Source organism: Streptomyces sp. NPDC107765 (assembly GCF_055657085.1).
Window position 1 is genome coordinate 25,391 of sequence record NZ_JBVKBL010000009.1, and the last position, 14,696, is coordinate 40,086.

A 14,696-nucleotide genomic window follows, 5' to 3' on the forward strand; every position below is an offset into this window, starting at 1 on the left:
AGGAGGCTGCGATGCCCGTGCCGCGCCTGTCGCGCATTCCGCGATTCCCGGACCCCGCCGCCACGGGCACGGTGGCCGTCAGGGCGACCCCGGCTGATGCGTATCGCGTCGTCAGTGATCCGCCCGTCATGATCCGTCTCGCCGAAGAGGCCCACCGTGCCCACTGGTTGGGCGGAGCCACTGCACCGGCGGTGGGCGCCCGCTTCCGCGGCCACAACCGCAACGGCCTGCGTCGCTGGGCCACCACCTGCCGTATCACGGATGCCGATCCGGGCCGGCGCTTCGCCTACGAGGTGACGGCGCCGCTCGGAGTCCCCATCTCCCGCTGGCAGTACGACATCGCCCCCACAGCAACGGGCTGCACCGTCACCGAGACCACCTGGATGCGGGTCCCGCTGTGGTTCCTTCCCCTCGCCGTCTTGATCACCGGGGTCTTCGACCGCATCGGCGCCAACCACACCCACATCGGCACCACACTGCAGCGCCTCAAGCACCATCTGGAGTCACCCCGCACCGGCGTGGCGGACACCTCGCGGCGCAGTGATCGGCAGGTGGGCTGACCCAGGAGGCGACTCCCGCCCCGGCCGGGTGGATTTTGGCAGGTCGAACGGCCGAGGCGGGTGCCAAAGGACACACACCAGGAAGGAAGACACGACATGCACGCAGTACGTGACTTGCTCGCTCCTGACGCGTTCAGGGGTGTCGTCGCAACGGTCTTGGACAACAACCCAGGCATGGACGAGCCTACGGCCAGGCGCGTCGTGGAAGAAGCCGTCAAGTTCGTCGTGGCCGCCGCGAAGTTCCCGGCGACCTCCATCCGGCCCTCGCGCATGGTCGACGAGGGGTGGCACGCCCTCATTCTGCACACGGCGCTGTACGCCAAGCTGTGCGCCCGGCTCGGGCACTTCGTACACCACCACCCCGACGCGCCGGACACCGCCGATCACGACCCGGGTGCACACCTGCGGACCGTGGCCCTGATCGAGGAGGCAGGGTTCAGCGCGGACACGGAACTGTGGACGGTGCCGCCGAGCGCACTGGTGGCGACGGGGGCGAGGTGCAGGGCGGCCCCATCCCGGTGGCGGCTGTTCCAGTCCGTCCTGTGGCTCGTCGTGCGGCTCTTCCTGTGGCGGGGGAGGGGGCGACTAGCAGGGCAGCGAACTCGCAGTTGTTTCACACAACGGATTCCGCGCGGGCGGAAGGACGGGGGCACGAGTGAATCGCAAACGGAGCGTGGTGGTGTCGGTCGTAGCGGCCGGGTTGGCCACGGTTGTGCTGGCAGGGTGCGGCGTCGATGGAAAGATCGGGAACTACGACAAGGTCTCCGTCTGGCCGGACGCCGATCCCCGGGGCCAGAGCCCGATCGCCGATCTGACCACGCTCACACCGGTAACGGTCGAGTGCTACACGCCAGGCAAAGCGGATGCGACCGGATTCGGCTACGGCGCGACGTACAAGATCTCCTACGACGGCGGATCCGGCTACATCGACGCAAGCACTTCCATCATGAGCGACAAAGGCGCGGTGTCCCCCGACCGGGTACCCGAGTGCTGACGGTGTCGCCTTCTCGGCGTGGGCTCGTTCCAGGCCCGCCGTCGAGCACCGCGAGGCTCGGTGCCACACCGCTTCACCGGTGCTGCGGGCGCCATTCGAAGAGCAGGATGGTCGCGTCGTCCCGCAGTTGATTGTGCTGGTAATCGAGGATGGCGTGGATGAGCAGCCGCAGTACCTCGACCGGGAGCTGACCGGCGGCGGAGGAGCGGATGATGAAGTCGGTGAACCGGTCGAGGCCGAACTCCGCACCGCCGGCGTCGCGAGCCTCCACGACACCGTCGGTGTAGAGCAGGACGCAGTCGCCCGGTTCCAGTGTCCACCTGCGTCCGCCATTCCGGTGAGACACGGCGCTCGGGGGACCGTGCGACCGGGGCAGTCGGGGCAGCTCAGAGGCCGCCGGTGTTGAGCAGCCGGTTGGGAGTGTCGGAGGGGACGCCGCGCACGACACCGCGGGTGGCCGTGTGGTCGAGCCAGACGTGGACCTCGTTGGCCGTGGCGTGGGGGTGTGCCGACAGGTACAGCGCGATCACGCCGGTCGCGTGCGGCGCGGCCCAGGACGTCGCGCCGTCGTTGTCCGTGGTCGTACCGCCGCCGGCGAGGGCGGCGGTCACCTTCTGGCCGGGGGCGTACAGGTCCACGCACCGTCCATAACCGGAACCGTACGAGCCACCGTCGCTCCACGCGCGGTCGTTCGAGGTGGAGGCCGCCACGACGATCGTGCCGGGGACGCCGGCCGGGGAGTGCTTGCAGGCATCGTCATGGAAGTTGCCGGCCGACACCACCGTAGGGATCCCGGCATCGACCATCGTCTTCACAGCGGACTCCAGGGTCGCCGACCGGTGGTCGAGGTTGAGTGACATGTTCACCACCGCGGGCTTCTGCGCGTGCGCGGTGACCCACTTGACCGACTTCACCAAGGCGGCCTCGGCCGCCGCCGGGGAGCCGCCGCCCTCGCTCTCGCACTGGATGCCCTGGACCCGTACGAGCTCCGCCTTGGGCGCCACCCCGTACCTCGCCCCGCCGATGATGCCCGCGACGAACGTGCCGTGGCCCATCCCCGCCTCGCTGAAGCAGTCACCGGAGTCCTTCGGGCCCACGAAGTCGGCGCCGAGGCGGGCCCGTCCGCCGAACTCCTTGTGGGCGATGTCCATCCCGGTGTCGATCACATAGACGTGCACGCCCTTGCCCGTGGCGGTGGTGGTGAACTTCCCGTTCAGCGGCCGCGACCGCTGGTCCAGGATGTCCAGGTTCCACGGCACGTGCCGGGTGAGGGGCGGCGCCGTGGTCCGCGTGATCCCGGACGACTTCCCCAGGGTGCCGGGAGACACCGGCACCGAGCTGGACGACGTCCCGTCCCCGCGGGACGACGCCCCGTCCCCGGAGGGCGCCGGGGACTCCGCCTTCCCGTGCGCGGGGAGCGTCCCGCCGCTCCCTCCGGCCGCCGCACCGGCCTGCCCGCCGCAGGCCGAGGCCCCGAGCACCGTCGCCATGGCCACCGCCATGAGACCGGCCTTCGTCACGTTCCGCGTCACAATGTCCCCCACATTCCTGCTTCGTCCACAGTCAGCGCACAAGACGACCACAGGGGGCGGGCGGTTCCGGCGGGGCGTGCGGGTGGGTCGGGCCCCGACTTCGGTCTGCACTCACCGTGCCGGCTCTCCGCTCACCGTGCTCCACGGCGCAGCCTGGCGGGCACTTACAGGTGGGCGCTGATCACACCGCCGTTGCTGAGCACGATGTATACGCCGTTGGCGTCGAGCCCGGTGTCGTGCTGGTTCGTCTCCAGCGTGCCGTACACCGCGCCGTCGTGCCCCAGGATCTGGGCGCGGTACCGGAGTTCGCCGATCTTCGTGACCTTGGCCGTCCAACCGCCCGCGAGCTTGAACGTGCCTGGTCCCTGGTGTCCGCCGCCCATCCAGGAGTGGACCCGGCCGTCCAGCGTGAGCACGATGAACATGTCGTTGGCGTCGAGCCCGGCGTCGTGCTCCTTCGCCTCCAGGGTGGCCAGGACCGCACCACCGTGGACGATCTTGGCACGGTAGTGCTGGGCTCCGAGCCGGTAGATCTCGGCCTTGCTGCCGTCCGGGAGGGGCTGGGTACGGACCGGGGATGCCCCCTTGGCCGCGCCGCCGTGCGCGCTGCCCGACTGCTTGCCCGCAGCGCCCGCTGGGGCGTGGTGGGTTTTGGCGCCGGTACCCGCCTGGGTGCCGGCCTCGGTACCGGGGCCCGCCTGGGCATCGGCGGCCTGCGCTGCGGTGGCGGAGCCCGTGCCGCTGGACTCGGCAGCGGTCTTGCCCATGGCCGCCCGGCCCGCGGGCTTCGGGCCGTCGGCGGCGGGGTCGGAGCAGGCGGTCAGGGTGAGGGCTGCGGCTGCGGTCAGGGCCGCGGCGGCAATGCGCAGGGTGCGGCGACGAGCGGTGCGGACAGTGGTGGTGGAGCTCATTTCGGTCCCCCCGGACAGTCGGTGTCGTGGATTCCTCGGTACGTCACCCACTCTGACCGGCGCCACTATCGCCAGACTGTCGCTCCGCTGACATCCGGCTAACGCCGACCGGAGCGCCGGCGGCCAGGACGTCCAAGCGCGCAGGGTGAAGGCAGCGAACCGTGGCGGGGACGCTGGCCGACGGCCTTTCCAGGGCGTCAGTTGGTGGCCGTCTGGAGGGTGGATCCGCTGGACGGGGCGAAGCTGACGTCGCCGTTGTAGGTGCCGGTGACCTGGTGTGTCCCCTTCGGCAGGGGGTTGAACTGCGCGCTGGCCCGGCCGTTGACCAGGGTGACGATCTGCGGGGTGCGCCCGGTGATGGCGAGGGCGACGGTGCCGGTGGGGGTGCCCGCGCCGGGGACCACCGCGGTGACCGTCGCGGTGACGGTCACCGGCTCGCCCGTCGTCGAGGGGTTCGGCGTGGAGACCACGACCGTGGAGGTGGTGGCCCGGTTGACGGTCTGGGGGTCGGTGCCGGTCGACGCGGCGAAGCTGGCGTCCCCGCCGTAGGCGGCCGAGACGGTGAACGGGCTGCCCGTGGTGCCGCTGTAGGTGTGGGTGATCGTGGCGATCCCGCCGGACACCGGTGCGGTGGCGGAGCCGGTGCCGTCGCCGAAGGTGAAGGTGACGGTGCCGGTGGGGGTGCCGGACGTGGCGGACACCGTCGCCCTGATGGTGACCGGCTGGCCGGACACGGAGGGGTCGGGGGTCGAGGTCACCGTGGTGGTGGTCGGCGCCTTGCTGAGGGTCTGGGTGTCGGTGCCGGTGGAGGTCGTGAAGTTGGGGTCGCCGTTGTAGGTGGCGGTGACGGTGAACGGGCTGCCGGTGCGGGTGGTCCAGGTGTGGGCGACGGTGGCGATGCCGCCGGACACCGGTGCGGTGGCGGAGCCGGTGCCGTCGCCAAAGGTGAAGGTGACGGTGCCGGTGGGGGTGCCGGCCCCGGGGGCGACCGGCGCCACCGTGGCGGTGAGGGTGACGCTCTGCCCGGCGGTCGACGGGTCGGGGGCGGAGGTCACGGTGGTCGTGGTCGCCGCCTTGTTGACCGCCTGGGCGTCGGTGCCGCTCGACGTCGCGTAGTTGGGGTCACCGTTGTAGGTGGCGGTGACGGTGAACGGGCTGCCGGAGGCCCCGGCGTAGGTGTGGGTGAGGCTGGCGACGCCGCCGGAGAGGGTGGCGGTGGCCGGGCCCGTGCCGTCGTCGAAGGAGAAGGTCACCGTGCCGGTGGGGGTGCCCGCCCCGGGGGCCTGCGCGTCGACCGTGGCCGTCAGCGTGACGCTCTGTCCGGTGACGGAGGGGTCGGGGACGGAGGTCACGGTGGTCGTGGTCGCCGCCTTGTCGACCGTCTGGGCGTCGGTGCCGGTGGAAGTCGTGAAGTTGGCGTCGCCGTTGTAGGCGGCGGTGACGGTGAACGGGCTGCCGGTGCGGGTGGTCCAGGTGTGGGTGACGGTGGCGACGCCGCCGGAGAGGGTGGCGGTGGCCGGGCCCGTGCCGTCGCCGAAGGAGAAGGTCACCGTGCCGGTCGGGGTGCCCGCCCCCGGGGCGACCGGCGCCACCGTCGCGGTGAGGGTGACGGATTGGCCCACCACACCGGGGTCGGGCGCGGAGACCAGTGACGTCGTGGTGGCGGCCCTGCCGACGGTCTGGGTGTCGGCGCCGTGGGACGTCGTGTAGTTGGTGTCGCCGTTGTAGGTGCCGGTGAGGGTGTGGGGGCTCCCGGAGGTGCCGGTGTAGGTGTGGGTAAGGGTCGCGACGCCGCCGGAGAGGGGGGCCGTGGCGGGGCTCGTCCCGTCGCCGAAGTCGAAGGTGACCGTGCCGGTCGGGGTGCCGGTGCCGGGGGCGATCGGGGTCACCGTGGCGGTGAGGGTGGTGGGTTGGCCGACGACGGTGGGGTCGGGGGAGGAGACCACGGCGGTGGTGGTGGCGGCCTTGCTGACGGTCTGGGTGTCGGTGCCGGTCGACGTCGTGTAGTTGGTGTCGCCGCTGTAGGTGCCGGTGAACGCGTAGGGGCTCCCGGACGTGGCGGTGTAGGTGTGCGTGGTGGTGGCCAGGCCGTTGCTGAGGGGTGCGGTCACCGTGGGGCTGCCGTCGCCGAAGTCGAAGGTGACCGTGCCGGTCGGGGTGCCGGTGCTGGGGGCGATCGGGGTCACCGTGGCGGTGAGGGTGGTGGGTTGGCCGACGACGGTGGGGTCGGGGGAGGAGACCACGGCGGTGGTGGTGGCGGCCTTGCCGACGTTCTGGGTGTCGGTGCCGGCCGACACGGTGAAGCTGGTGTCCCCGTTGTAGCTCGCCGTCACGGTGTACGGCCCGCCCTCGCTGGAGTAGGTGTGGCCGATCCGGGCCACCCCGCCGGACAGCACCGCCGACGCGGCCGGGGTGCCGTCGCCGAAGTCGAAGGTCACGGTGCCGGTCGGCACGCCGGCCCCCGGACCGACCGGCGCCACCGTCGCGGTGAGGGTCACCGGTTGACCGGTCACCGAGGGGTCCGGGGTGGTGACCAGCGTGGTGGTGGTCGCCGCCGGCAGCACGGTCTGGGTGTCGGCGCCCGAGGAGGCGCTGAAGTTGGCGTCGCCGTTGTACCGGGCGGTGATCCCGTACGGGCTGCCGGTGGCCCGGGTGTAGGTGTGAGCGACGGTCACCACGCCGCCGGCCAGCGGTGCCGTGACGGCCGCCGTGCCGTCGCCGAAGTCGAAGGTCACGGTGCCGGTGGGCACCCCGCCGCCGTTCGGCGTGGGGGCCACGGTGGCGGTGAAGGTCACCGGCTGGCCGGTCACCGTGGGGTCGGGCGAGGAGGTCACCGTCGTCGAGGTGGTGGCGGCGCTGGCCGTCACGGTGTGCGGCGCGGTGGCGGCGGCGGTGGTGAAGTTGGGGTCCCCGCTGTAGGAGGCGGTGACCTGGTACGGGCTGCCCGACGTGGTGGCGTAGGCGTGGTCGGTCGTCGCGATCCCGCCCTGGACCGGGGCGGTGACCGGCGCGGTGCCGTCGCCGAAGTCGAAGGTGACGGTCCCGGTGGGGGTGCCCGCGCCCGGAGGAACCGCGGAGATCCGCGCGGTGAAGGTGACGGGCTGGCCCGCGGTGGACGGGGCCGGGGAGGAGAACAGCGTCATCGCCGCGGTCACCGGGGCCACGGTCTGGGTGTCGGTGCCGGTGGACGCGTCGAAGTCGCCGTCGTCGGTGTCGTGGTAGGTGGCGGTCAGCGCGTAGGGGCTGCCGGCGGTGGTGGTCCAGGTGTGCGGGGTGGTCGCGGTGCCGCCGGTCAGCGGCACGGTGACCGAGGGGGCGCCGTCGCCGAAGGTGAAGGTGACGGTGCCGGTGGGGGTGCCCGCGCCCGGGGCGACCGGTGCCACGGTGGCGGTGAGGTCGACGGACCGGCCGGGCACCGAGGGGTCGGGGGAGGAGGTCAGGGTGGTGGCGGTGGCCGCCGGGGTGACGGTCTGGGTGCCGGTGCCGCTCGACGCGGTGAACCCGGCGTCCCCGCCGTAGGTGGCGGTGACGGGGTAGGGGCTGCCGGCGGTGGTGGTCCAGGTGTGCGGGACGGTGGCGGTGCCGCCGGTCAGCGGCACCGCCACCGGCGCGCTGCCGTCGCCGAAGGCGAACGTCACGGTCCCGGTCGGCGTCCCGGCGCCCGGTGCCACCGCCGTGACGGTGGCGGTCACCGTCACCGGCTGCCCGGACACCGACGGGTCGGGCGAGGAGTCGACCACCGTCGTCGTCAACGCCGGTTGAACGGTGTGAATTTCGACCCCCGCCGAGGCGGTGAAGTCGTCGTCGCCGCTGTAGTGGGCGGTGACCGTGTACGGGCCGGCCGCCCCCGTGAAGGTGTGCGTGGCCGTCGCCAGACCCTGGGACAGGGACGCGACGACCGGTGCGGTGCCGTCGCCGAAGTCGAAGGTGACCGTCCCGGTCGGTACCCCGGCGCCCGGCGCATCCGGCCTCACCCGGGCGAAGAACGACACCTGACCGCCGGTCACCGACGGCTCCGGGAGGTCGGTGACGGTGGTGGTGCTCGCGCCCGGGCCGACGGTCAGGGAGCTGGTGCCGCCGGACGCGGTGAAGTCGGCGTCGCCGTTGTAGGTGGCGGTCAGGGTGTAGGGGCTGCCGGCGGTGCTGGTCCAGGCGTGGCTGGTGGTCGCCGTGCCGTTCGTCAGGGGGGCGGTGACCGAGGGGGAGCCGTCGCCGAAGTCGAAGGTGACGGTGCCGGTCGGGGTGCCGCCGCCGGGGGCGACCGCGGCGACCGTCGCGGTGACGGCGACCGGCTGGCCGGGCACCGCCGGGTTCGGGGCGGAGGCGATCGAGGTGGTGCTCGCGGCCGGGGTCACGGTGTGCCCGGCGGTCGCCGTGGTGGGCCCGAAGTCGGCGTCCCCGCCGTAGGTCGCGGTGACGACGTACGGGCTGCCGGCGGCACCGGCCCAGGTGTGGGTGACGGTCGCGGCCTCGCCGACGAGCGGCACCGCGACCGGTGCGGTGCCGTCGCCGAAGTCCACGGTGACGGTGCCGGTCGGGGTGCCGTCGCCCGGCGCGGTCGGGGTGACCGTCGCGGTCACGGTGACCGGCTGGCCGGAGACCGAGGGGTCCGGCCCTTCGGTGATCACCATCCCGGACGCCGCCCGGCCGACGGCGTGGCCGGTGGTGCCGGCGGAGGCGGTGAAGTCGGGGGCGCCGCCGTAGGTCGCGGTGACGGTGTAGGGGCTGCCGGCGGTGTCGGCGAAGGCGTGCTGGGCGGTGGCCACCCCGGCCACCACGGGCACCGCGACCGGTGTGGTGCCGTCGCCGAAGTCGAACGTCAGGGTACCGGTCGGGGTGCCGGCGCCCGGCGCCGCGGGTGCGACCGTCGCGGTGAAGGTGACCGGCTGGCCGGCGACCGACGGCTCCGGCCCGTCGGCGACCGTGGTAGTGGTGGCGGCCGGCAGGACCGTCCGGGTGGTGCCGGCCACCGCGGTGGTGAAGTCGCCGCTGCCGTTGTAGACGGCGCTGATCGCGTAGGGACTGCCGAGGCTGCTGGTCCAGGCGTGGGTGAACAGCGCGGAGCCGCCGGTCAGCGCCGCCGTGGCGGGGGGCGTGCCGTCGCCGAAGTCGACGGTGACGGTGCCGGTCGGCACACCCGCCCCCGGCGGCACCGCCGCGGCCGTCACCGCGACGGTCACCGGCTCGCCCACCACCGACGGGCCCGCACCGGCGGAGACCGTGAGGGTGGCCGCGGTCTGCAGCACGGCCTGTGTGAGGGTGACCGTGGAGGGCTGGAAGTCGCCGGTGCCGTTGTAGGTGGCCGTGACGGTGTAGGGGCTTCCTCCGGTGGTGGTGTACGCGTGCACCACGGTCGCCAGTCCGGCCACCGTGGCGGTGGTCTCGGTCGGGGAGCCGTCGCCGAAGTCGAAGGTGACCGTGCCGGTCGGCTCCCCCGTCGTCGCGGCGACCGTGGAGACCGCCGCGGTCAGGGTGACCGGCTGGCCCACCGACGACGGGTGGGGCGAGGCGACCACCGTGGTGGCGGTGGCCGCGGCGTTCACCGTCTGGGTGTCGGTGCCGGAGGATCCGGTGAAGTTCGCGTCGCCGTAATAGGTGGCGGTGACGGTGTAGGGACTGCCGGCGGTGCTGGTGTACGGGTGGACGGCGACCGCGGTGCCGTCGGCGAGCGGTGCCCGGACCGCCGGCGAGCCGTCGCCGAAGTCGAAGGTGACGTACCCGGCGGGGGTGCCGGCGCCGGCCGCGGCGGACCCGACGGTCGCCGTGAAGGTGACCGGTTCGCCGGTCGTCGAGGGGTCCGGCGCGGACACCAGCGTCGTCGAATCGGCCCGGTCGACGGTCTGGGTGTCCAGCCCGGACGACCCTGCGAAGTCGGCGTCGCCACTGTAGACCGCGGTCACCGAGTAGGAGCCGGCGGCGGCGTAGGCGTGGGTGGCCGTCGCCGTACCGCCGGCCAGCGGGACCGCGACCGTCGGGGAGCCGTCGCCGAACTCGAAGGTGACGGTTCCGGTCGGGGTTCCCGAGGCGGGCGGGATCACCGCGACCGCCGCGGTGAAGGTCACCGGCCCGCCGACGAGCGACGGGTCGGGTGACGAGCTGACCGTCGTGGAGGTGGTCGAGACGGTCATCGCCACGCTCTGCACGGCCGTGCCCACCGAGGCCGCGAAGTCCCCGTCCCCGGCGTAGGAGGCGGTGACGGTGTAGGGGCTGCCCTCGGTGCTGGTCCAGGCGTGGGTCGCGATGGCGAGATTGCCGGAGACCGGTGCGGTGACGGTCGGGGAGCCGTCCCCGAAGTCGAAGGTGACCGACCCCGTGGGGGCACCGGCGCCCGGCGGCACCGGCGTCACCCGCGCGATCAGCGTCACGGTCTGGCCCACCGCCGAGGGCGAGGCCGACGAGGTCACCGTGGTGGTGGTCGCGGCCGGTGCCACGGTGTGCACCAGGGTGTCGTCCGACGGGGCGAAGTCGCCGTCGCCGCTGTAGTGGGCGGCGATGGTGTAGGGGCTGTTGGCGGCGCTGGTGTAGACGTGGGTGACGGTGGCCGAGCCGTCGACCAGCCGGGCGGTGAGGACCGGACTGCCGTCGCCGAAGTCCAAGGTGGCCTCGCCGGTCGGAATGCCGGCACCGGGTGCGACCGGGGAGACGGTGACCGTCACCGCTTCACCGGTCACCGACGGGTCAGGTGTGGCCGTGACGGTGGTGACGGTGGCCGACTGCTCCACGCTGTGCAGCGAACTCCCGCGGGAGTCGGTGAAGTTGGCGTCGCCGCTGTAGCTGACGGTCACCGCGTACGGGCTCTGCGAGGCGTTGGTGTAGGCGTGGGTGGTGCTGGCGCTGCCGCCGGTCAGGGGCAGCGTGACCGGTGCGCTGCCGTCGCCGAAGTCGAAGGTGACGGTGCCGGTCGGGGTGACCGAGGACGCCGGAGCGCCCTGCACGGTGGCGTCGAAGGTGACGGTCTGTCCGGTCACCGAGCGGAACGGTGTCGCGCGGAATGTCGTCGTCGAGACGGCCTTGGCGACCACCTGACTGTCCGCCCCCGCCGAAGGGTTGAAGTTGTCGTCGCCGCTGTACGTCGCTGCGACCGTGTACGGGCTGGCCGACACCTCGGGGTTGGTGTGGCTCACCGTCGCCGTGCCGCCCGCGACCGGCGCGGTCACCGGCGGGCTGTCGTCGCTGAACTCGAAGGTCACGGTGCCCGTGGGCGAACCGGCGGCCGGTGCCTCGGGGGTGATTCTGGCGACGAAGGTCGTCGACTGGCCCACCGAGGAGGGGTCGGGCACCGACGTCAGGGCCGTGGTGGTGTCGGCCGGCTCGACGGTCTGGGCGTCGGTGCCGCTGGACGCGGTGAAGTCGGCACCGCCCTGGTAGGTGGCGGTGACCTGGTAGGGGGTCTCCGCGGCGGCGGCGTAGATATGGGTGGTCTGCGCGGTGCCGCCGGTGAGGGCCTCGGTGAGGGTGGGGGTGCCGTCGCCGAAGTCGAAGGTGATCGTCCCGGTGGGGGTGCCCGCGCCGGGCACAACGGTGGTGACTGCCGCGCTGAACGTCACCTCCTGGCCCACCGCGGAGGGGTCGGGCGCGGAGACCACGGCGGTGGTGGTGCCGGCCGGCTGCACCACCAGGATGACGGTCTGCGCGGACGGGGTGACGTCGGCGTCGCCGTTGTACGTGACGGTGACGGTGTACGGGCTCTGCGCGGCACCGGTATAGGTGTGCGCGGTGGCGGCGGCTCCGTCGGCGAGGGGGGCGGTGACGGTGGGGGTGTCGTCGCCGAAGTCGAAGGTGACCGTCCCGGTGGGGGTGGCCGCGCCGGGCGGGGTGGCGGTGACCGTCGCCCCGATGGTCACCGGCTCGCCCACCGTCGCGGGATCGGGCGTCACGATGACGGCCGTCGTCGAGGAGGCCGGGCCCACGGTCTGGGTGGCCGTCCCCGTCGACGCGGCGATGTCGCCGTCGCCGCTGTAGGTGACGGTGACGGTGTACGGGGTGGCGGACGCGTCGGCGTAGGCGTGGTCGACGGACGCCGTCCCGCCCGTCAGCGGGGTGGTGACGCCGGGGGTGCCGTCGCCGAAGTCGAAGGTGACGGTGCCGGTGGGGGTGCCCGCACCGGGCGGGACGGCGGTGACCGTCGCGGTGGCGGTGACCGGCTGGCCGGCCACGGTCGGGTTCGGGGCGACGGTCACGCCCACGGCGGAGGCGGCCTGTTGCACGGTCTGGGTGTCGGTGCCCGTCGAGGCGGTGAAGTCGGCGTCCCCGCTGTAGGCGGCGGTGATCGCGTAGGGCGTCTCGGTGGCGTCGGTGTAGGTGTGGCCGACCGTGGCGGCGCCGCCGACCAGCGGGGCGGTGACGGTGGGGGTGCCGTCGCCGAAGTCGAAGGTCGCCGTCCCGGTCGGCGCCCCGGCCCCCGGCGGTACGGGGGTCACCCGCGCGACGAGGGTGACGGACTGCCCGGCGAGCGACGGATCGGGGGCGGACCGCACGGAGGTGGTGGTCGACGCCGCCCCGACCAGCTGGCTTTCGGTGCCGGTGGACGCGGTGAAGAAGACGTCGCCGCCGTAGGAGGCGGTGACCTGGTAGGGGGTCTCGGCGGCGTCGGTGTAGACGTGGCTGACCTTCGCGGTGCCGTCGGTGAGGGCCGCCGGCACGGGTGCCGAGCCGTCGCCGAAGTCGAAGGTGACGGTGCCCGACGGGGTGCCGGTGGTGGGCGGAACCCCCGTCACCACCGCGGTGAAGGCGACCGCTTGCCCCACCACGGAGGGAGCCGGCGCGGAGCTGACGGTGGTGCGGGTGGATGCCTGGTAGCCGAAGCCGCCGGACACGGTCACACTGCCGCCCGGCGTGGTGATGACGAGGTCGGCCGGGCCCGGCGTGCCCGGCGGCGTCACCACCAGGAGCAGGGTGTCGGAGAACGCCCGGAAGGACACCGCGGGCACCCCGTCGACAGTGACCGCGGTGACCCGGCTGAGGCCGGTGCCGCTCACCACCAGGGTGGTGCCGCCCTCGATCGGCCCGGTGCTCGGGCTGACGCCGGACACCGAGGGCGCCGCGACATAGGTGTAGAGCAGCCGGTTGCTCACCCCGCCGAGGGTGGTCACGGAGACCGGGACGGTGCCGGGGCCCGCGACGGGCGGAGCGGTCACCAGCAGCTGGCTGTCGGAGACCGCGGTGGGGAAGGCCACCGCGTCCCCGAAGCGCACCAGCAGCGCGGTGCGCAGGTTGACGCCCATCAGCTCCACCACATTGCCTCCGCCGACCGGGCCGGTGGTGGGGATCAGCCGCGCAATGCTGGGCCTGTACAGGTAGAAGAAGTACCCGATGCGGGCGCTGCCGCCGGGAGTGGTGACGGTGACCGGGACCGCGCCGGTGCCCGGGGGAGTCACCGCCACGATGGTCCGGTCGTCGAGCACGGCGAAGCTCGCGGCCCGCCGGGTGCCGAAGTACACCGCGGTGGTGCCGGTGAAGCGGCGCCCGACGAGGGTCACCAACGTGCCGCCGCTGTACGGGCCCTGGTCGGGGAAGACCCCGGACAGGCTCTGCAGGCCGGGCGCCGCGGCCCGGCCGGTGAGGTCGGTCCGCCGCAGCGACGCCAAAGCGGCGACCGGCCGGTTCAGCAGCCCGGGCAGGCCGTGCAGCAGGGTGCCGCTGTCGAGCGCCCGCGGCAGGTCGGCGCGGTCCGCGGAGGTGCGCAGCACCAACTGGTCGGCCGCGCCGCGCACGGCGAGCGGCACCGGTGTGTTCAGGGTGGGCAGGGCCTTGCGGGAGGCCGGGTCGATGACGGCGAGGCAGTTCCCGTCCCGGTCGGTGATCAGAAAAGCCCCGTTCGGGCGCTCCGGCGTCAGCATGCGACCGTCCTCGCCCGGGTGGTCACTCCGGCGACCGCATCGACGCCTCCCACGGGGCGTCCCTGCATGGGAGGCGCGGCGGTCAGCACCGGGAGCCGGCAGCCTCTGACGACCACGGCCACGACCGTGTGGCACAGGCCGGTGAGGGACACGGCACGAACATGACGGACTGCATGCATGACGGCTCCAGGCCAGCGCGCGGGCCTGTCGCACCGTTCGACGCACGCGGGGCGCCGAACGGCCCTGACCTGCATGCCTCAACGGAGGAGCGCGCTCGGGACACCTCGTCAGCACCAGGCACCGAAAACGGCAGGACGCCTTCCACTCCCCCGGAAAGGATGGGCGGCCCGCCGGAATCGGACGATGTCAGAAAGCCATTCCGACGACAACGGCGGCAACACTCCGCGTTCGATATCACTCGAAAGGACCAGCGCACTCCGGGCGACGCCGCACTCCGGCGCGCGACCGAGGGCACGGCCACGCGGGCCCACACCGGACACCGGCGGCCAGAGGTGCGCACACTGCGCGCACCGAATGGCAGGAGTCGAGCGGCCTGCCCCGACCCGTCCCGCTATGTGCATGAACATGGCCAGACCCGCTGACGACGAGACCCGCTGCAAGGACCGGTACGGATTCCGCGGCTCGACGGGCCGACCACAGCGAGTGGTGAACTCGAGGTTGCTGTCGTGCCTGCCCTTGTAAGGTCGTGGTGGGTCAATGCCGTGGCGCGTCCGCACGGGCCGTGAAGCATGGGAGGGGCAGATGGGCTTGTCGTTGCTTTTGCTGTTGGTGGGCTTGGCCATATTGGCCGCGTTGGTCGCCGTCGTCGTGGCGGTGAGCAAGCGGGAAAGAAACGCGCA

General features: G+C 73.1%; 5 protein-coding genes and 1 pseudogene. 2 read left to right on the forward strand and 4 right to left on the reverse strand.

Features of this window, described 5'->3' with window-relative positions; all coding sequences use genetic code 11:
- Positions 1-11 precede the first annotated feature (11 nt).
- Positions 12-560, forward strand: a complete 549-nt coding sequence (locus ACZ7MX_RS22260; protein WP_472134619.1) for an SRPBCC family protein — start codon at positions 12-14, stop codon at positions 558-560.
- A gap of 655 nt (positions 561-1,215) precedes the next feature.
- Complete coding sequence (locus ACZ7MX_RS22265; RefSeq protein WP_472134621.1) at positions 1,216-1,554, forward strand: hypothetical protein; 339 nt, start codon at positions 1,216-1,218, stop codon at positions 1,552-1,554.
- Between the two features lie 73 nt (positions 1,555-1,627).
- On the opposite strand, the pseudogene ACZ7MX_RS22270 reads toward ACZ7MX_RS22265, so the two are convergent.
- From ACZ7MX_RS22270 to ACZ7MX_RS22285, 4 genes and pseudogenes are all read right to left on the reverse strand, one after another.
- A pseudogene (locus ACZ7MX_RS22270) lies at positions 1,628-1,870 on the reverse strand (SpoIIE family protein phosphatase); the annotation flags it as partial.
- 70 nt (positions 1,871-1,940) lie between these two features.
- Positions 1,941-3,074, reverse strand: coding sequence for a S8 family peptidase (locus ACZ7MX_RS22275; protein WP_472134623.1), 1,134 nt, complete (start codon positions 3,072-3,074; stop codon positions 1,941-1,943).
- A gap of 176 nt (positions 3,075-3,250) precedes the next feature.
- Positions 3,251-3,997, reverse strand: coding sequence for a hypothetical protein (locus ACZ7MX_RS22280; protein WP_472134625.1), 747 nt, complete (start codon positions 3,995-3,997; stop codon positions 3,251-3,253).
- 197 nt (positions 3,998-4,194) lie between these two features.
- The gene (locus ACZ7MX_RS22285; protein WP_472134627.1) at positions 4,195-13,836 is read right to left on the reverse strand and encodes an Ig-like domain repeat protein; all 9,642 of its coding nucleotides are present in this window, start codon (positions 13,834-13,836) and stop codon (positions 4,195-4,197) included.
- Positions 13,837-14,696 lie beyond the last annotated feature (860 nt).

Coding starts and splice junctions, on each gene's coding strand:
- ACZ7MX_RS22260 (WP_472134619.1), top strand. CDS start 12: ATGCCCGTGCCGCGCCTGTCGCGCATTCCGCGATTCCCGGACCCCGCC.
- ACZ7MX_RS22285 (WP_472134627.1), bottom strand. CDS start 13,836: ATGCTGACGCCGGAGCGCCCGAACGGGGCTTTTCTGATCACCGACCGG.
- ACZ7MX_RS22280 (WP_472134625.1), bottom strand. CDS start 3,997: ATGAGCTCCACCACCACTGTCCGCACCGCTCGTCGCCGCACCCTGCGC.